Genomic DNA, 16,746 nt, shown 5'->3' with positions numbered 1-16,746 from the left:
GGGCTCCGTGTGGATGGAAGGTTAGGACTGCAAGGGGTGGGCGGATTCGGGTGTCCAGGCGAGCTGCACCTCGTCGCCGACGGCGAAAGGCGTTGCGGCGAAGCGCGCCTCGGACAACATCACCGAGAACTCGGCCGTGCTGACGACGGCCTGGGACGCGCCGGGCTTGCGCAGGCCCAGCAGCACGTAGGTGCCCTGGTATTCGACGTCGGTGACCAGCGCGGGCATGCCCGGCAGGCCGGCGATCTCGGGGGCACCTGCGCGGGCGATCAGCGTCTGGTCGGTGCGCACGCCGACCTTGCCGGCCGGCGTCTCGATCACGTTGTGCCCGCCCATGAAGCGGGCGACGAATTCGTTGACCGGCCGGTTGTAGATCTCGTGCGGCGAGCCCTGCTGTTCGATCACGCCGTGGTTCATCACGACCATGGTGTCCGCCAGCGCCATCGCCTCTTCCTGTGAGTGTGTGACGTGGATGAAGGTCAGGCCCAGCTCCTGCTGCCAGCGGCGCAGCTCGGCCCGCATCTGGATGCGCAGGAAGGGATCCAGCGCGGACAGCGGCTCGTCCAGCAGCAAGGCCTTGGGCTGCGTGATCAGCGCGCGGGCCAGCGCCACGCGCTGCTGCTGGCCGCCGGAGAGTTCGGCCGGCTTGCGCTGCGCGAGCGCGCCCATGGCCACGCGCGCCAGCAGCTCCTGCGCCCGCGCATGGCGCTCGGCCTTGGCGACGCCCTTCATCTTCAGGCTGAAGGCGACGTTGTCCAGCGCCGAGAGGTGCGGGAACAGCGCGAAGCTCTGGAACATCATTGCGGTGCCGCGCGCCGCGGCGGGCAGGTCGGTGATGTTGCGGTTCTCCAGCAGAACGTCACCGCTGCTGACCGACTCGTGGCCGGCGATCATCCGCAGCGTCGTGCTCTTGCCGCAGCCCGAGGGCCCCAGCAGGCAGCAGTAGCTGCCGCTGGCAATGCGCAGGTTGATGCCGTCCACGGCGGGCTTGGCATCGCCGTAGCGCTTGCTGAGGCTGACGAGCTCGATGGCGGCGGGCCGGACGGCCGTGGATGCATCTGCATTCATATGGCAGGCGGTGTCGCAAGCGCCGTGCCAATCGATTTGTATGCAATCGAGCGTTTCGAATGTACGCATTGCACTGAGATTGGGCGCCGCGGCCCGCCGCGCGCGCATGGTCCGCGCGCAACTGGTGCGCTGGCGCACTCGCCGCCGCGCCGTGCCGATGGAACGGAACCTGCGAAGCACCGGCGATGAGCGCCTTCGCCCCTGTTCCCGATAACGACCGCTTCCCTTACCGCGCGATCGGCGCACGGCCGGACTTCCATTGGCCCGGCGGCCGGCGGCTCGCCGTCTACATCGGCTTCAACCTGGAGCACTTCGCCTTCGGCCAGGGTCTAGGTGCCGGTATCGGCCCCGCCTCGCCGCAGCCGGACGTGCTGAACTACAGCTGGCGCGAATACGGCAATCGCGTCGGCGCCTGGCGCTGCCTGGAACTGTTCGACACGCTGAGCCTGCCGGCTGCGGCGCTGGTCAACACGGCGCTGGTCGACCATTGCCCGGAACTATTGAAGGCGGTGGTGGAACGGGGGGACGAACTGGTGGGCCACGGGCACAGCAATTCCTTCCGTCAGTCGGACCTGGGCGAGCAGGACGAGCGTGCGCTGCTGGCCGGCTGCCGCGAGCGGCTGGCCGCTCTGCAGGGCGGGCGGCTGCCGGGCGGGTGGCTTTCGCCCTGGATATCGGAGAGCCCGCTGACGCCGGACCTGCTGGCGGAGACAGGCTACGACTACACGCTCAACTGGTGCCACGACGACCGGCCGGTGCCGATGCGCACGCGCAGCGGCCGCACGCTCTGGTCCGTGCCCTACCCGCAGGAGCTGAACGACATCCCGATGATCATGGGGCGCCAGATGGAGGGCCCCGCCTTCGCCGAACTGATCATCGACCACTTCGAAGAGATGCTGGCGCAGAGTGCCGGCCAGAGCCTGGTGATGGGCATCGCGCTGCACCCGTACATCGTCGGCCAGCCGCACCGGCTGCGCCACCTGCGGCGCGCGCTGCGGCACATCGTCGAACGGCGCGACGAGCTGTGGATCACGACACCGGGCGCGATCTGCGCGCACGCGCAAGGCCTGGCCCCGGCGCAGCCATGAAGGGCATCGTCACCAGCCCGCACGCCGTGGCCACGCGCTGCGGCGCGAATCTGCTGGCCCAGGGCGGCAACGCGATCGAGGCGGCCATCGCCACCGTGCTCAGCCTGTGCGTGACGATGCCGCACTTTTGCGGCCTGGGCGGCGACGCCTTCCTGCTGATCGGCGATGCGAAGGGCGGCGTGCAGGCGATCTCGGGCATCGGCCAGGCCGCCGCGGAGCTGGGTGGCTACGGCAGCGGCGCGATCCCCGTGCGCGGCCCGCGTTCGGCGCTGACCTCGGCCGGGGCCGTCGATGCGCTGCACCAAGCCTGGCTCATCAGCCGCGCCGAGCGGGGCGGGCGCAGGAGCTGGGCTGAACTGCTGGCGCCGGCGATTGCACTGGCCCGCGACGGTTTCGAGATCACGGCGTCCGAGCGCTTCTGGCTGGACTTCCGCTTGCGCGACGCTGCCGAACTGACCGGTGTCTTTCCGGCCGCGCTGCACCGGGGCGAGGTGCCGCCCGCCGGCTTCATCCGTCCACATAACCCGTTACTGACCGGCACCCTGGAGACGCTCGCCGAGCGTGGTGCCCGAGATTTCTACGAGGGCCGGCTCGCCGCGCGCATCGCTGCCGGGCTTCGCGAAGCCGGCTCGCCACTGGGCCTCGCCGACCTGGGGCGCACGCGGGCGCGCCTGGAGCAGCCGTTGGCCGTGCGCTACCGCGGCGGCGAACTGCTGGCCCACCGGCCGCCGACGCAGGGCTTGACGACGCTGGAGATCATGGGTGTGCTCGAACGCTTCGAGCTTGCGGCGCTGCCTCAGGGCGGCGCCGATCACTACCACCTGCTGGTCGAGGCGGTGAAGCAGGCCTTCATCGACCGCAATCGCTGGCTGGCCGATCCCGAACATGCAGAGGTGCCGGTGGCGCAACTGCTGTCGGACAGCCACCTGGACCGCCGCGCGGCGGCCATCCGCATGGACCGAGCGCTGCCCTGGCCCCAGGTCCACCAGCACGGCGACACGGTCTACGTGGGTGCCGCCGATGCGGCCGGCAACAGCGTCTCGCTGCTCGCGACGATCTACTACGACTGGGGCAGCGGCGTGATGGCCGGCGACACCGGCCTGCTGTGGCACAACCGCGGGGCAGCCTTCTCCCCGAACCCCGCGCATCCCAACGCGCTCGCGCCGGGCAAGCGGCCATTCCACACGCTGAACCCCGGCATCTACCGCCGCGACGGCAAGGTGCGGCTGCTCTACGGCACCCAGGGGGCGGACGGCCAGCCGCAGACGCTGGCGGCCGTGCTGACGCGGCTGATCGACCACCGCATGGACCCGCCGGCGGCGCTGGCCGCGCCGCGCTTCCTGCTCGGCCGGACCTTCTCCGACAGCCAGGATTCGCTGAAGCTGGAGGAGGACGTGGGACCGGAGGTCGCGGCCGAGCTACGGCGCCGGGGACATGAGCTGGCGCTGGTCGGGCGCCGCAGCCCGCTGATGGGGCAGCCGGGCGCGATCGCCATCGGCGAAGACGGCACGCTGCAAGGCGCCCACGATCCGCGCAGCGACGGGGTGGCGATGACCGTGGCCGGCTGCTAACGGTCAGCCTTTACGGCATCTGGCGCAGCCGAAGCGGCGTTTCGTCGCGCGGCGCTGGCGAGGGCGGGGCGTGATGCAGACACTGCAATCACTGGATCAATTCCAGTCGTCCCCGAAACCGGAGCCCACCATGAACGCCAACGCCACCTCCCTGATCGCCGCCGTCATCGCCGTCGCCAGCGCCGCCTCGATCGGCGTGGCATTGGCCAATGTGTTCACCAGCACGCCCCAGCCGGAGGTGATCAAGCTGGAACGGGTGGTCGTCGAGGGGCTCCGCACCCACGCACCGGCCGAGCGGGCCGTGGCCATGGTCGAGCAACTGCCGACGGTGGTGATCACCGGCCGCGCCGTGCCGGCCGCCGAGGTGCAGGTGGCGGAGGCCGACAAGCGTGCTGGCGAGGAAAGCTGACAAGGACTGAAAACCGTTCGATCGGGGTTAGAGTCCGCTCGCCATCATTGCCAGCGGAGACATCGATGAAGCGAGCGACCGGAATCGGCGGGATCTTCTTCAAGGCCAGGGATCCCAAGGCCCTGGGCGAGTGGTATCGCGATCACCTGGGCGTGCCCTTGCAGCCCTGGGGCGGTGCCAAGTTCAGCTGGCAGTCGCCGGACAACCCCAACGGCGTCGGCTCCACGGCCTGGACGCTGTTCGAGGAAGGCAGCAGCTATTTCGGCCAAGGCGCATCGCTGATGATCAACTACCGCGTGCATGACCTGCATGCGCTGCTGGCGGCGCTGCGGGCCGAGGGCTGCGCGGTGGACGACAAGGTCGAAGAGTCCGAGTACGGAAAATTCGGCTGGGTCACCGATCCCGAGGGCAATCGCGTCGAGCTCTGGGAACCGCCGGCCGGCAAGTAGCACTCCGGAACATCACGGAAAAGTGACGATGTCGCCGTCGAGCGGCATTGCATTTCTGCGTGGTGCCGCCGCCTGGGTTGCGGATGGGCTCGCTGTCACCGTCGGATCGAAGCTCTCCTCGATCTTGCCCTGCCCGAGCCAGGTGAAACGGTCGATGACGAAGGGCAATCCTTCCGATCGCTCGAACGTAGGCAGGTCGCTGAGGTGGAAATGCAGGTGCGGTGCGCCGGCGCTGCCGGTCTGGCCGAGCCGCCCGACGATGGCGCCGCGCCGCACGCGCTGCCCGATGCGCACCGTCACGCTGCCCTGCTGGAGATGGGCGTAATGGGCATAGACGCCGGGCGCGATCCGCAGGATGACGAAGTTGCCGTACAGAGTCCTGGCCGTCAGGTCCTGCGGCTCCTCCTGCGGGGCGAGCGGCTTGCCGTTGGCGAGGCCATCGCGGGCATCGACGACGATGCCGTCGGCCACTGCCAGGACATCCTTTCCGTAACCGAACCAGTCCTCGTCCACGCTTGACGCGAGGTTCTCATGCCGGCTGCGCAGCGAGTGACGCCCCTCGTCCAGCCCGAACCAATCGATGGCGTAGCGCTGCGGCACCGAGAGTCGGCCATCGATGGCGACCGGGCTGCCCCAGTGATGCGACAGTGCATTGCCCGGCCCCTCGACGGCCAGCCAGAGGCCGCCGCGCAGGGGCGCGTCGATGCTGATGGGGGCGCCGCCGACCACGGCTGTCTGCACGTCGTCGGCGCGTTGCACGATGCCTTTCGCGGTGAGGAAGCTCAGTTGATGCCGCAGCCTGCCCGGCTGTCGTCCCTGGGGCAGCGTCAGCCACAGGAAGAGGGTCAACGAGCGACCCGAGCCGATCGCGACGCCGTCGCCCGGGCTGCCTTCTGCGACGGCGTGATTGAGCAACCGCTGGAGCGCGGCGCCTTCGATGACCGTCAGCGGTACCGCGCCGGCATCCGCGAAGACTGCGAGCCGTGTCAGTCTCAGCGGATCGTCGTCGTCCTGGAAACTTGTGATCCGCAGTTCGTAGGCGAGGTGCTTTTGGCCGTCGCTTCCCGTGACTGCCTGCGGTGCGGCCAGGATCCGCGCTTCGACCTGGGCCTGGTGGACGGTGGCGTCCTGAGCCGAGGCGCCTGCCTGGAAGAAGACCGTGGCCAGAACAAGACCCAAGAATCGCCCAGCCCACGTCATCGCCGCTCCTCCCAAGATGCTTGCTTGATGCGGGCGCATTTCAACATGGCCTACAAGAACGCAACACGAAGGGTGGCCGTTGAAGCGAGCTTGATACACGGGCCGACGACAGTGAGCTCAGCTTCTCTTCCTTCAGGACACAGCCATGACGCTCACTACCTACCGTTCACCCGCCGCCCGCCTGCTTCATGCGGCGCTCGACCTTGCCCACCGGGCTCGACGCGCGCTACGCACCAGCGATCGGCCTGCCACCCGCGTGCGGGCGTTCACGGTCCTGGAAGTCGCGACCATGCGCGATCTGCGCATGGTGCCGAGGGATTTCGAATCGTTCGGCGCCCAGGTCGATGCCGAAGCCCCGTCCCGGGTCACGCCGGGCGCCGTCGTTCGCGCTTGAGTTCAGGCTGCCGAGCGGCGGCCTTCGATCACGACTTGCGGCAACTGGGCCACGACGTGGACGCGCTTGCCGACGATCACCACTCGCTCCAGCTTGACAACACCGGCCTTGTTGGCCACCGTGGACTGGGCCGCGTGGTCCGCCAGGCCCATGCCGATCGCTGCGGCGCTGGCGACGGAAACGATGGCGAAGATCAGGGCTTTGGCGGTGGTGTTCATGGTGGGCTCCGGCTTGTTCTGTTGAGTCAGTGATTGCAGTTTCTGCGCGTGGCCCGCGCGCCGCCATCGCAAGGCGACGGACCGCCGGCCGGGGCCGATGAACTGCAAGGGCGAGCGACGAGAGGAATCTCGGCGTCAACGCTTGTTCTCCCTGGTACGTTTGACGCTATCCAGGGAGACAAGTCATGCCGAATGTTCAAGCTGCCATCGCCGGGCTCATGCTCACCATCGCCGTCGCGGCGCCCGTACGGGCCGAGGTCTGGAAGTGCTCCGTCGACGGCAAGCTGGAGTATTCCGACCAGCCCTGCCAATCCAAGGGCGCGCCGATGACGCCGCGATCACTGCAGGGAAACGTGATCGACACCGCGACGGATGCCAGTGCAGCCGCGCCGACGCGTCGAGCCTCGATCCCACCCGCGCGCAGTGAACAGCTGCCCCTGGCATCGTCCAACGTCTGCCCGACGAATGGCGACATCGCCGGCATGGAAACGAAGGCCAGCTCGATCACCCTGAGCCCGGAATCCAAGCGCTTCGTCCAGGATGAAATCCGCCGCGCACGGCAATGCCAGAAGGGCCGGGGCAACTACTCCGCCGCTGACTGGACCATCAGCAAGGAAGCCGTCGACGCGCAAAGCAGCTTCACGGGCGCTGCTGACGCCCGCCGCCGCAGCGAGGCCATGCACAGCGCGGCCGACCCGAACGAAGGCGAACTCATCGCGCGGCAACGGGAGGTCGAGGATCGCGAGGCACTGCGGCGCTCGCGTGCGCCGATTGATCGCTAGTGTTGGACTAGCGTTTTGGCGGAAGCGGTGAGATTCGAACTCACGGAAGGCTCACACCTTCGACGGTTTTCAAGACCGTTGGATTAAACCGCTCTCCCACGCTTCCGGCGCTTGAGGACGCGAATTCTAGCCGGGCTTCTGCGCTTGCTCGCAGTCGACCTGGATCAGCTCGCGCCGCCCGCCGTCGACGCGCACGGCGCTGAGCTTGCCGCCCCAGACGCAGCCGGTGTCGAGCGAGAGCAGGTCCGGGCGTTCGAGGAAGCCGAGGGTCGACCAGTGGCCGAAGGCGATCGGCACGCCGGCGGTCTTGCGGCCAGGCGCGTCGAACCAGGGGGTGAAGCCGGCGGGCGCGCCGTCGGCGCCGTCCTTGGTCTTGAAGTCCATCCGGCCGGTGGCGTCGCAGAAGCGCAGCCGGGTCAGCACGTTGATGGTGAACTTGGCGCGGGCATAGCCCTTCAGATCAGCGGACCAGCGATCCGGCTCGTCACCGTACATCGTGTGGAGGAAGTCGGGCAGTTCGGGGCTGCGCAGCAGCGCCTCGACCTCGCCGGCGAGCTGAAGCGTAAGCGCCAGGTTCCATTGGGGCACGACGCCGGCGTGCACCATCAGCCAGCCCTGCTCGTGGACGGCCATGCGGCGGCGCTTCAGCCAGTCGAGCAGCGCTTCGCGGTCGGGCGCGGCCAGCACCTCGGCGATCGTGTCGCCCTTGTGGGGCTTGCGCACGCCGTGGGCCATCGCCAGCAGGTGCAGGTCGTGATTGCCGAGCAGGCAGACGGCGGCATCGCCCAAATCCCGGATCAGGCGCAGTGTGGCCAGCGATGCAGGCCCGCGGTTGATCAGGTCGCCGAGCAGGTAGACGCGGTCACGCGAAGGGGAGAAGTCGATCTTTTTCAGCAGGGCGTCGAGCGCGCCGCAGCAGCCTTGGATGTCGCCGATCAGGTAGTTCATACGGGGATTGTGCTGTCTGAAATGACACGGGCTTCTGATACGCTTGCGGCCTTCTTTACAACCGAAGGCGCATCGCCAGGGCAAGCTCCAGGCCTGATGCGCAGTCAATGGACACGGCGCTAGTTCTCTTCCTGATTCTGGTCAACGGCTTGTTTGCGATGTCGGAGATGGCTTTGACGGCCAGCCGAAAAGCGCGGTTGCAGGTGATGGTGGAGGACAAGGAGGCGGGGGCGCAGGCCGCGATGGACCTGCATGACAACCCGACCAAGTTCCTGTCGGTGGTGCAGATCGGCATTACCTCGATCGGCGTGTTGAACGGCATCGTCGGCGATGCGGCCTTCTCCGGGCCGCTGTCGCACTGGCTGATCGAGACCTTTCCGCTGAGCCAGCGGGCGGCCGAGGTGACAGCCACAGGCCTCGTCGTCTGCATCATCACGGTGCTGACGATCCTGTTCGGCGAACTGGTGCCCAAGCGCATCGGCCAGATCTATCCGGAGACCGCGGCGCGCCTGGTGGCGCCGATGATGGAATTCCTGTCGCTGGTGGCGCGGCCGCTGGTGCGGGTGCTGACGGTCACGACCGACACCTTGCTGAACGCCATGGGCTTGCGCACCAATGCGCAGCGTGGCGTGACGGAAGAGGAAATCGCCGCCAGCCTCGAGGAAGGCCTGGACGCCGGCGTGATCGAGCAGCACGAGCACCAGATGGTGCGCAACGTGTTCCGCCTGGACGAGCGCCAGATCGGCTCGATGATGATCCCGCGTGCCGAGATCGCCTGGCTCGATGCGAACGATCAGGCCGAGCAGGTGCTGGCGGTGCTGCAGGCGCACGGCTACAGCCGCTATCCGGTCTGCCGCGGCGACGTCAGCGACGTGATCGGCGTGATTTCCGCGCAGGCGCTGCTGCAGCGCGCGCTGAGCGGCCAGCCGCTGTCGCTGGTCGACGATCTCGAATCGCCGGTGTTCGTGCCGGAGACCCTGTCGGGCATGGAATTGCTGGAGCAGTTCCGCGCCTCGGACGCGCCGCTGGTGTTCGTCGTCGACGAGTACGGCGAGGTGCAGGGCGTGATCTCGGTGCGCGACGTGCTGGAGGCGATCGCCGGCGAATTCAATGCGCCGAGCGATGGCGATTCCTGGGCGGTGCAGCGCGAGGACGGAAGCTGGCTGCTGGACGGCCTGATTCCGGTGACCGAACTGAAGGACCGCCTGGGCCTGAAGGAACTGCCCGAGGAGGACCGTGGGCGCTACAACACGCTGGCCGGCATGATCATGCTGCTGCTGGGGCGTTTGCCGCGCACGGCCGACGTGGTGGAATGGAATGCTTGGAGATTCGAGGTCGTGGACCTCGATGGCAAGCGTGTAGACAAAGTGCTGGTCAGCCGACTGGCCATCGATGGAGCGAACGACTAAATGAGCAACCCCCCTCTCTACGGCAACCTGGTCCCGCTGGACCGCGTCGGTCACAAGAACCTGCGCCTGCGCACCGATGCGCTGGTGACCTCGCGTGCCGCGACGCAGAACTCGCTGTTCCTGACGGTGGTCGAGTTCGCCGATGCATGCAAGGAATTCCCGGTCGTCTTCGTCCGCGTCAATGACCAGTCGTCCGCGGACGGCAAGATGATCGTCGCCCCGCTGGCCGTGACCAGTCTGAAGAAGGACATCAATCTGTTCGTCGACGGTGACAAGTGGAAGGGCAACTACGTTCCCGCCTACCTGCGCCGCTATCCGTTCGCGATGGCCCGCATCGACGGCCAGGACCAGCTCGCCGTCTGCTATGACGAGCAGTGGCACGGCTTCTCGCAGACCGAAGGCACCGCGCTGTTTGCGGCCGACGGCCAGCCGACCGAGTTCCTGCTGAACGCCCGGACCTTCCTCGAAAACTTCGAGACCGAAGCCGAGCGCACCCGCCTGATCTGCGAGCAGATCGTCGACGCCGGCCTGCTGCAGGACATGCGCTTCGAGGCCACGCTGCCGGACGGCGAGAAGATGGAAGTCGAAGGCTTCCTGGCCGTCGACGAGAAGAAGATGGGCGAGCTGCCGGACGACAAGGTGGTGCAGCTGTTCCGCAGCGGCATCCTCTCGCTGATCGAGATGCACCGCGTCTCGATGGGCAATATGAACCGCCTGGCGAACATGCACGCCGCCGCCAAGGCCGCGAAGGTCTGACGACGCGCGCCGCCTCGTGCGGCATTTTGTGAAGAGGCCGGCCCTTGCAAAAGGCGCCGGCCTTTGCTTTTTTGCCTAGACGCTTGTCGGCGGCCCTGCATCCTCAGCCGTGTTGACGGCGCATTGCGGGATTCTTGGGCAACGGGCGCCGCCATCGCTGCGCATCGTTACAGGCCTGGCACGTCGAAACATCTGCATCCGCTTGCAGTCGCGCGTCGCTTTCGGGTGATTTCCCTGGGGAATGTCACAAAACCGTTGCAGGACATGGGCCGGTCGGCCTGTCGCCTTAAAGAGGTTTTTTCCGAAATACCGGATAGCAAATGTAAGTTTCTTTGGTAATTTGTTGGAGTTGACTTTTCTACCCCCATTCAGGGGGGTCGAGCAGATAGACTCCCGCCAATTCGGAACTTTTCACTAAAACACGCGGCATTGCACAAGGACACCATGCGGACCGACAAAGCCTTGGAACAACAGCTTGCCGGTGCAGTGGGGAGCAGCAGATCGCGCGTTACGCGGGCCATCCGGCGATGACCGCACACGTGCGTAGCCTCAATCCGCTATTCCTATCGTCTGAGAGGGAAAGCGAGATGTTGGTGAAGTTGAAAGAGGAATATCGTCTGGCCGCTTGAGTCTGGTACGGCTTGTCCGATATGCCAGAGAAGGGCTGGATCGCAGGGACGGAAGGTTTGTTTGTATACGTGGCGCCGCCGAACAACGGGGGACTCGCGGCAAGCATTGAATGGAGAGCTGGCGCACCGATGCTCGTACTGATGCATGGGCGCGCCGCAAGAGAGGAAGGAAGTAGTAGATGCGGTTCATGAACACCCCCGGCGCGATGCTGCCGATGATCCAACAGGCCCCGGCCATTCCGGCGCTTGACGCCTCTTCGGCCGTCTGCCTGGCGGGTCTGCCGGCGCTCCGGACGCGTGCCTTCCGCCCCGGCCATGCTGCACCGCATTTCAACCCGGTGACCGGCGAGTTGATCGAGGGCTTCGCGATCCACGCTGCCCACGATCTGCTGCAACGCCGCGCCGCCCGCGCGCTGACCGCGCGCCGTTACGCGCAGCGCGGCTACCAGTGCAGCGAGGTCGCTCCCGAGATCGAACGCCACCTGCTGACACTGCGCGCCGAGGCCGACCAGAAGATCGTCGGCACCATGGGCATCCGCAGCGATTCCGAGCACGGCCTGGCCGCCGACCTGGTCTTCCCCGACGAGATTGCCGCGATGCGCGATGCCGGTCGCTCGCTGTGCGAGTTCACGCAGCTTGCGCTGGACGAGAACGAGGCGCCTTCCAAGCACGTGCTGGCCGCGCTGTTTCATACCGCCTACATCCACGCCCATCATGTCCAGGGCGCCGAGTGGCTGGTGATCGAGGTCAATCCGCGCCACGTCGCCTACTACCGCCGCATGTTGGGCTTCCGCGTCTGCGCCGAGGCGCGGCCGAATCCGCGCGTGCAGGCGCCGGCCGTGCTGATGACACTGGACTTCAGCTACGTGGAAGAGCAGGTCGAAACCTACGGCGGTCGCCCCGAACTGATCGGCCAGACCCGTTCGCTGTACCCGTACTTCTATTCCCCCGAGGAAGAGTCCGCCATCCTCGAACGCCTGCGCGAAGGCGTCTCGCTTCAATCCGCCGCCGGCCGCCAGCCGAGCTGACGCGACAAGTCCTCGCCGGCCTGCCGCAACTGCGGTGCGAGGGCGCCGTCCAGGCGCAGGTCGAAACTGCCGCTGGGCCCGATCGCGGTCAGCGACAGCACGATGCGCCCCGCATCGTCGAACACCGGTGCCGCCAGCGCGCTGACACCCTGCACCACGCCATCCTGCGAATCGGCCAGGCCGTTCCGGCGCACGGCGGCCAGCAGCGCCGCGTCCGGCATGCGCTCGCCGGCGAGCTTGCCCTTCACGACGGCTGCCGGTAGATGCGCGGCGAACAGCCGGCCCGATGCCGTGCCCGTCAGGCTCATCACCGTGCCATGGCGCATGCTGATGTGCACAGGGCTCGGCGCCTCCGCCACGCGCACGATCGTCGGCCCGCGGTTGCCCCAGACGGCGATCGCCACCGTGTGGCCCAGCAGGACGGCCAGTTCCTCGATGCGCGGCGTCGCGAGCCGCACCGGCTCGTACTGCTGCAGGCTGATCAGGCCCAGCTGAAGCGCCAGCGGCCCCAAGCCGTAACGTCCACTGACTGCCTCCTGCTCCACCAGGCCGAGCTTGATGAAGCTCACGAGGTACGGGTGCGCCTTGGCCGGTGGCATGTCCGCCGCCGCGGCCAGGTCCTTCAGCGCCATCGGCCGGCCGTGATTGGCCAGCGCGATCAGCAACTGGCCGCCCGTTTCGATGCTCTGGATGCCGCGTGGGCCGGGAGTCGTTTCGTCCATGCCGTCATTGAATCAGAAAATTAGGAATAGACAAATCAATTTGTATTGGATTAAATTATCCGGATCGCGCCCAGGACATCCCAGGAGACAAATCCGATGAAGACCTTCGCCTCGCATGCCGACCTTGAGATCAAGAAGGTCAGCTTCGACAAGCTCTCCGATCACGCCTATGCCTACACGGCCGAGGGTGACCCGAACACCGGCATCGTCGTCGGCGACGACGCGGTGATGGTGATCGACACCCAGGCCACGCCGGTGATGGCGCAAGACGTGATCCGCCGCATCCGTGAAGTCACCGACAAGCCGATCAAGTACGTGCTGCTGAGCCACTACCACGCGGTGCGCGTGCTGGGCGCCTCGGCCTACCAGCCCGAGCACATCATCGCCAGCCAGGACACCTATGACCTGATCGTCGAACGCGGCGAGCAGGACAAGGCCAGCGAGATCGGCCGTTTCCCGCGCCTGTTCCAGAACGTCGAATCGGTGCCGCCCGGCATGACCTGGCCCACGATCACCTTCACCGGCAAGATGACCTTGTGGTTCGGAAAGCTGGAGGTGCAGATCCTGCAACTCGGCCGCGGCCACACCAAGGGCGACACGGTCGTCTGGCTGCCGCAGGACAAGGTGCTGTTCAGCGGCGACCTGGTCGAGTTCGATGCCACACCCTATGCCGGCGACGCCTACTTCCAGGACTGGCCGCAGACGCTGGACAATATCGCCGCGCTGCAGCCCGAGAAGCTGGTGCCCGGCCGCGGCCCGGCGCTGCGCACGCCGGACGAAGTCAGCGCCGGGCTGGCCGGCACCAAGGCCTTCGTCAGTGAGCTGTACGCCAGCGTCAAGGCAGGTGCCGGCGCCGGCCGTGACCTCAAGGCCGTCTACCGCGAAACCTACGAGCGCCTGGCGCCGAAGTACGGCCAGTGGGTGATCTTCGCGCACTGCATGCCCTTCGACGTGACCCGCGCCTACGACGAGGCCACCGGCTACCCCGATCCACGCATCTGGACGGCCGAGCGCGACCTCGCCATGTGGCAGGCGCTCGAGCGCGACTGATCCTGCGATGCTGAAGACCTACCAGGCGCCCGAGTACGCCTATGAACGCTGCACGCCGCAGCGCCGGCCGGTGGTCGTCATCGGCGCCGGCCCGGTCGGCCTCACCGCCGCGCTGGACCTGGCAAAGCGCGGCGTGCCGGTGCTGGTGCTGGACGACAACAACCGCGTCAGCCTCGGCTCGCGCGCCGTCTGCTACGCCAAGCGCACGCTGGAACTGCTGGACCGCCTGGGCGTGGGCGAAGCGCTGGTGGAGCAGGGCGTGAAGTGGCAGATCGGCAAGGTCTTCCATGGCGAGGGCCTGGCCTACCAGTTCGACCTGCTGCCGCAGCCGCAGCACAAGCAGCCGGCGATGATCAACCTGCAGCAGTACCACCTGGAGGAAGCGCTGGTGAACGCCTGCCTGCGCGAGCCGCTGGTGGCGCTGCACTGGAAGCACAAGCTGGTGGGCCTGACGAGCAAGGCCGACGGCGTCGAACTGCAGGTCGAGACGCCCGATGCGACGTTCACGCTCGAGGCCGACTGGCTGATCGCCTGCGACGGCGCCGGCAGCGATACGCGCCGGCTGCTGGGCCTGGACTTCGAGGGTCAGGTCTTCCACGACCGCTTCCTGATCGCCGACGTCGTGATGAAGGCCGATTTCCCGACGGAGCGCTGGTTCTGGTTCGACCCGCCTTTCCATCCCGGCCAGTCGGTGCTGCTCCACAAGCAGGCCGACAACGTCTACCGCATCGATTTCCAGCTCGGCCGCGATGCCGATCCGGCCGAGGAGAAGAAGCCCGAGCGGGTGATTCCACGCATCTGCGCGATGCTCGGGCCGCAGGCCGAGTTCGAGCTGGAGTGGGTCTCGGTCTACCAGTTCGCCTGCCGGCGGATGAAGGATTTCCGCCACGGCCGCGTATTGTTCGCGGGCGATGCGGCGCACCAGGTCTCGCCCTTCGGCGCACGCGGCGCCAACAGCGGCATGCAGGATGCCGATAACCTGGCCTGGAAGCTCGCCGCCGTGATCGCGGGCCGTGCGCCCGAGTCGCTGCTGGACAGCTATCACGCCGAGCGCGCGGCCGCGGCCGACGACAACATCGGCCACTCCACCCGCTCGACGGATTTCATCAGCCCCAAGAGCCGCAGCTCGTTGCGCCTGCGCAATGCAGTGCTGGAACTGGCTCGCACGCAGCCCTTCGCGCGGCCTCTCGTCAACAGCGGGCGCCTGTCCATGCCCACGCCCTACGCCCGCTCGCCCTTGAACACCCCGGACGAAGACCGGTTCGACGGCGGCCCCGCGCCGGGCAGCCCCTGTGTCGATGCACCTCAGGACGGCGGCTGGCTGCTCACTCGGCTGGCGGAGGGCTTCTCCCTGCTGAGCGCGGGGCCGGTGTCATCCGAGCTGCCGGTCGTCGAGCTCGATGCCGTCGGCCGGGAGCGTTATGACGCAAGACCTGGCACCTGCTACCTGATCCGCCCCGATCGTGTCGTCGCCGCCCGCTGGCGCCGTTTCGATGCGAACAAGGTGCATGCCGCACTGGAGCGCGCGCTATGCCGCTGATCCTGACGCCCAACATCCCGGATCCCGACGGCTTCTACGCCGCCCTGATCGACAGCCAGCGCAACATGAGCGACGAGCAGGCCGACATGCTGCTCGCCAAGCTGGTGCTGATCCTGGCCAACCACATCGGCGACCGGGCCGTGCTCGACGAAGCACTGTCCCTCGCCCGAGACAACACGGTGAACCCATGAGTCCCTTGCAATATCAATCCGGCTTCGGCAACGAGCACGCCAGCGAGGCGCATCCCGGCGCGCTACCGGTCGGCCGCAACAGCCCGCAGAAGGTGGCGCTGGGCCTCTACGCCGAGCTGCTGTCCGGCACCGCCTTCACCGCGCCGCGCGCCGAGAACCTGCGCACCTGGATGTACCGCCGCCGGCCCTCGGTCGTCGTCGGCGGCTACCGGCCGCTGGAGCACCGCTTCCTCAAGAGCGGCGCCGCCGAGGGTCAGTCCGTGCCTCCGGATCCGCTGCGCTGGGCACCGACGGCCATCCCCGATGCCTCCACCGAGCCGCTGGACTTCGTTGACGGCCTGCGCACCTTTGCCGTCAATGGCGACCCGGACGCCCAGGTCGGCATCGCCGTGCACCTGTACTTGGCCAACCGGTCGATGGGCCGCCGCGCCTTTGTCGACGCGGATGGCGAGCTGCTGATCGTGCCGCAGCAGGGCGCGCTGCGCGTCACCACCGAGTTGGGCCTGCTCGATGTGAAGCCGGGCGAGATCGCGCTGATTCCGCGTGGCCTGGTCTTCAAGATCGATGTGGACGGGCCCGCGCGCGGCTATGTTTGCGAGAACCACGGCGCCGCCTTCCGCCTGCCCGAGTTGGGCCCGATCGGCTCCAACGGCCTGGCCAACCCGCGTGATTTCCTCGCCCCCGTCGCCGCCTATGAAGCGGAAGAGGGTGCCTACGAGATCGTCAAGAAGTTCGGCGGCCGCCTCTGGACCGCAGAGCAGGCGCACACGCCGTTCAACGTCGTCGCCTGGCACGGCAACCTGAGCCCGTACAAGTACGACACCGCGCACTTCATGACGATCGGCTCGATCAGCTTCGACCATCCGGACCCGAGCATCTTCACCGTGCTGACCAGCCCCAGCGATACCGAGGGCTGGGCCAATGCCGACTTCGTGATCTTCCCGCCGCGCTGGCTGGTCGCTGAAGACACATTCCGCCCGCCCTGGTACCACCGCAACGTGATGAGCGAGTTCATGGGCCTGGTTACCGGCCAGTACGACGCCAAGCCCGAGGGCTTCAAGCCAGGCGGCGCCAGCCTGCACAACGCGATGGTCCCGCACGGTCCCGACACCGAAGCCTTCGACAAGGCCAGCAACGCGCCGCTGGTGCCGCACAAGCTGGACAACACGCTCGCGTTCATGTTCGAAACGCGCTGGCGCCTGCGCCCGACCGAGTTCGCGCTCACGGGCGGCGCGCTGGAAGCGACCTATGCGAACTGCTGGGCGAACCTGGCCGACAACTTCAAGAATTGACC

At 67.4% G+C, this 16,746-nt stretch carries 18 protein-coding genes and 1 tRNA gene; 13 read left to right on the top strand and 6 right to left on the bottom strand.

Annotated features, from left to right (window positions below):
• Nucleotides 1-21 precede the first annotated feature (21 nt).
• Nucleotides 22-1,068, bottom strand: a complete 1,047-nt coding sequence (locus SNE35_RS04780) for an ABC transporter ATP-binding protein (RefSeq protein WP_320421721.1) — start codon at nt 1,066-1,068, stop codon at nt 22-24.
• 185 nt (nt 1,069-1,253) lie between these two features.
• Between SNE35_RS04780 and SNE35_RS04775 the strand changes: the two genes are divergently transcribed.
• The 4 genes from SNE35_RS04775 (at nt 1,254) to SNE35_RS04760 (ending at nt 4,585) form a co-directional block, all read left to right on the top strand.
• Nucleotides 1,254-2,156, top strand: coding sequence for a polysaccharide deacetylase family protein (locus tag SNE35_RS04775; protein ID WP_320421720.1), 903 nt, complete (start codon nt 1,254-1,256; stop codon nt 2,154-2,156).
• The gene (locus SNE35_RS04770; RefSeq protein ID WP_320421719.1) at nt 2,153-3,727 is read left to right on the top strand and encodes a gamma-glutamyltransferase family protein; all 1,575 of its coding nucleotides are present in this window, start codon (nt 2,153-2,155) and stop codon (nt 3,725-3,727) included. Before SNE35_RS04775 ends, SNE35_RS04770 begins: the two co-directional genes overlap by 4 nt.
• A 130-nt stretch (nt 3,728-3,857) precedes the next feature.
• Complete coding sequence (locus tag SNE35_RS04765) at nt 3,858-4,136, top strand: hypothetical protein (protein WP_320421718.1); 279 nt, start codon at nt 3,858-3,860, stop codon at nt 4,134-4,136.
• A gap of 65 nt (nt 4,137-4,201) precedes the next feature.
• Nucleotides 4,202-4,585, top strand: coding sequence for a VOC family protein (locus SNE35_RS04760; RefSeq protein WP_320421717.1), 384 nt, complete (start codon nt 4,202-4,204; stop codon nt 4,583-4,585).
• A 12-nt stretch (nt 4,586-4,597) separates the two neighbouring features.
• On the opposite strand, the gene SNE35_RS04755 is transcribed toward SNE35_RS04760, so the two are convergent.
• Nucleotides 4,598-5,764 carry a M23 family metallopeptidase gene (locus SNE35_RS04755; protein ID WP_320421716.1) on the bottom strand — a complete coding sequence of 389 codons (1,167 nt, stop codon included), beginning with the start codon at nt 5,762-5,764 and terminating at the stop codon, nt 4,598-4,600.
• A 166-nt stretch (nt 5,765-5,930) separates the two neighbouring features.
• On the opposite strand from SNE35_RS04755, the gene SNE35_RS04750 reads away from it, so the two are divergent.
• Nucleotides 5,931-6,179 (top strand): hypothetical protein, encoded by a 249-nt coding sequence (locus SNE35_RS04750; protein ID WP_320421715.1) that lies wholly within the window; start codon nt 5,931-5,933, stop codon nt 6,177-6,179.
• A gap of 2 nt (nt 6,180-6,181) precedes the next feature.
• Here the strand turns inward: SNE35_RS04750 and SNE35_RS04745 are convergent, their stop codons facing one another.
• A complete protein-coding gene (locus tag SNE35_RS04745) occupies nt 6,182-6,397 on the bottom strand; it encodes a hypothetical protein (protein ID WP_320421714.1) in 216 nt (71 codons plus the stop codon).
• Nucleotides 6,398-6,582: 185 nt separating this feature from the next.
• Here SNE35_RS04745 and SNE35_RS04740 point away from each other — a divergent pair, with 185 nt between their 5' ends.
• Complete coding sequence (locus SNE35_RS04740) at nt 6,583-7,179, top strand: DUF4124 domain-containing protein (RefSeq protein WP_320421713.1); 597 nt, start codon at nt 6,583-6,585, stop codon at nt 7,177-7,179.
• 16 nt (nt 7,180-7,195) lie between these two features.
• On the opposite strand, the gene SNE35_RS04735 is transcribed toward SNE35_RS04740, so the two are convergent.
• A tRNA-Ser gene (locus tag SNE35_RS04735) sits at nt 7,196-7,285 on the bottom strand.
• 20 nt (nt 7,286-7,305) lie between these two features.
• Entirely contained in the window at nt 7,306-8,127 is an 822-nt protein-coding gene (locus tag SNE35_RS04730; RefSeq protein WP_320421712.1) for a symmetrical bis(5'-nucleosyl)-tetraphosphatase, read from the bottom strand.
• 107 nt (nt 8,128-8,234) lie between these two features.
• On the opposite strand from SNE35_RS04730, the gene SNE35_RS04725 reads away from it, so the two are divergent.
• The 3 genes from SNE35_RS04725 to SNE35_RS04715 all read left to right on the top strand — a co-directional run bounded on the left by SNE35_RS04725 (nt 8,235) and on the right by SNE35_RS04715 (nt 11,949).
• Nucleotides 8,235-9,536 carry a hemolysin family protein gene (locus SNE35_RS04725; RefSeq protein WP_320421711.1) on the top strand — a complete coding sequence of 434 codons (1,302 nt, stop codon included), beginning with the start codon at nt 8,235-8,237 and terminating at the stop codon, nt 9,534-9,536.
• A complete protein-coding gene (locus SNE35_RS04720) occupies nt 9,537-10,292 on the top strand; it encodes a SapC family protein (protein ID WP_320421710.1) in 756 nt (251 codons plus the stop codon).
• An 817-nt stretch (nt 10,293-11,109) separates the two neighbouring features.
• Nucleotides 11,110-11,949 (top strand): N-acyl amino acid synthase FeeM domain-containing protein, encoded by an 840-nt coding sequence (locus SNE35_RS04715; RefSeq protein WP_320421709.1) that lies wholly within the window; start codon nt 11,110-11,112, stop codon nt 11,947-11,949.
• On the opposite strand, the gene SNE35_RS04710 is transcribed toward SNE35_RS04715, so the two are convergent.
• On the bottom strand, nt 11,919-12,671 hold the full coding sequence (locus SNE35_RS04710) for an IclR family transcriptional regulator (protein WP_320421708.1): 753 nt from the start codon (nt 12,669-12,671) through the stop codon (nt 11,919-11,921). The two genes, SNE35_RS04715 and SNE35_RS04710, sit on opposite strands and share 31 nt — an antisense overlap.
• A 96-nt stretch (nt 12,672-12,767) precedes the next feature.
• On the opposite strand from SNE35_RS04710, the gene SNE35_RS04705 reads away from it, so the two are divergent.
• Genes SNE35_RS04705 through hmgA form a run of 4 tightly spaced genes read left to right on the top strand, consistent with a single transcriptional unit; the run spans nt 12,768 to nt 16,744 of the window.
• Nucleotides 12,768-13,721, top strand: a complete 954-nt coding sequence (locus tag SNE35_RS04705) for an MBL fold metallo-hydrolase (protein ID WP_320421707.1) — start codon at nt 12,768-12,770, stop codon at nt 13,719-13,721.
• 7 nt (nt 13,722-13,728) lie between these two features.
• Nucleotides 13,729-15,261 carry an FAD-dependent oxidoreductase gene (locus SNE35_RS04700; RefSeq protein ID WP_320421706.1) on the top strand — a complete coding sequence of 511 codons (1,533 nt, stop codon included), beginning with the start codon at nt 13,729-13,731 and terminating at the stop codon, nt 15,259-15,261.
• Nucleotides 15,252-15,452, top strand: coding sequence for a DUF2783 domain-containing protein (locus tag SNE35_RS04695; RefSeq protein ID WP_320421705.1), 201 nt, complete (start codon nt 15,252-15,254; stop codon nt 15,450-15,452). Before SNE35_RS04700 ends, SNE35_RS04695 begins: the two co-directional genes overlap by 10 nt.
• On the top strand, nt 15,449-16,744 hold the full coding sequence (hmgA, locus tag SNE35_RS04690) for a homogentisate 1,2-dioxygenase (RefSeq protein ID WP_320421704.1): 1,296 nt from the start codon (nt 15,449-15,451) through the stop codon (nt 16,742-16,744). Before SNE35_RS04695 ends, hmgA begins: the two co-directional genes overlap by 4 nt.
• The last annotated feature ends 2 nt before the right edge of the window (nt 16,745-16,746 follow it).

It is taken from the genome of Roseateles agri, from assembly GCF_034043675.1.
Lineage (GTDB): Bacteria > Pseudomonadota > Gammaproteobacteria > Burkholderiales > Burkholderiaceae_C > KK5.
Note: the sequence above shows the minus strand (reverse complement) of the source record. Positions and strands in the feature narration are given on the sequence as shown.

Bases quoted from the DNA above. Each gene is read 5' to 3' on its own strand.
- SNE35_RS04775 (WP_320421720.1), top strand. From the start codon at position 1,254: ATGAGCGCCTTCGCCCCTGTTCCCGATAACGACCGCTTCCCTTACCGC.
- SNE35_RS04710 (WP_320421708.1), bottom strand. From the start codon at position 12,671: ATGGACGAAACGACTCCCGGCCCACGCGGCATCCAGAGCATCGAAACG.
- SNE35_RS04780 (WP_320421721.1), bottom strand. From the start codon at position 1,068: ATGAATGCAGATGCATCCACGGCCGTCCGGCCCGCCGCCATCGAGCTC.
- SNE35_RS04745 (WP_320421714.1), bottom strand. From the start codon at position 6,397: ATGAACACCACCGCCAAAGCCCTGATCTTCGCCATCGTTTCCGTCGCC.
- SNE35_RS04705 (WP_320421707.1), top strand. From the start codon at position 12,768: ATGAAGACCTTCGCCTCGCATGCCGACCTTGAGATCAAGAAGGTCAGC.
- SNE35_RS04760 (WP_320421717.1), top strand. From the start codon at position 4,202: ATGAAGCGAGCGACCGGAATCGGCGGGATCTTCTTCAAGGCCAGGGAT.
- SNE35_RS04725 (WP_320421711.1), top strand. From the start codon at position 8,235: ATGGACACGGCGCTAGTTCTCTTCCTGATTCTGGTCAACGGCTTGTTT.
- SNE35_RS04715 (WP_320421709.1), top strand. From the start codon at position 11,110: ATGAACACCCCCGGCGCGATGCTGCCGATGATCCAACAGGCCCCGGCC.
- SNE35_RS04730 (WP_320421712.1), bottom strand. From the start codon at position 8,127: ATGAACTACCTGATCGGCGACATCCAAGGCTGCTGCGGCGCGCTCGAC.
- SNE35_RS04770 (WP_320421719.1), top strand. From the start codon at position 2,153: ATGAAGGGCATCGTCACCAGCCCGCACGCCGTGGCCACGCGCTGCGGC.
- SNE35_RS04695 (WP_320421705.1), top strand. From the start codon at position 15,252: ATGCCGCTGATCCTGACGCCCAACATCCCGGATCCCGACGGCTTCTAC.
- SNE35_RS04700 (WP_320421706.1), top strand. From the start codon at position 13,729: ATGCTGAAGACCTACCAGGCGCCCGAGTACGCCTATGAACGCTGCACG.
- SNE35_RS04720 (WP_320421710.1), top strand. From the start codon at position 9,537: ATGAGCAACCCCCCTCTCTACGGCAACCTGGTCCCGCTGGACCGCGTC.
- SNE35_RS04765 (WP_320421718.1), top strand. From the start codon at position 3,858: ATGAACGCCAACGCCACCTCCCTGATCGCCGCCGTCATCGCCGTCGCC.
- SNE35_RS04750 (WP_320421715.1), top strand. From the start codon at position 5,931: ATGACGCTCACTACCTACCGTTCACCCGCCGCCCGCCTGCTTCATGCG.
- hmgA (WP_320421704.1), top strand. From the start codon at position 15,449: ATGAGTCCCTTGCAATATCAATCCGGCTTCGGCAACGAGCACGCCAGC.
- SNE35_RS04740 (WP_320421713.1), top strand. From the start codon at position 6,583: ATGCCGAATGTTCAAGCTGCCATCGCCGGGCTCATGCTCACCATCGCC.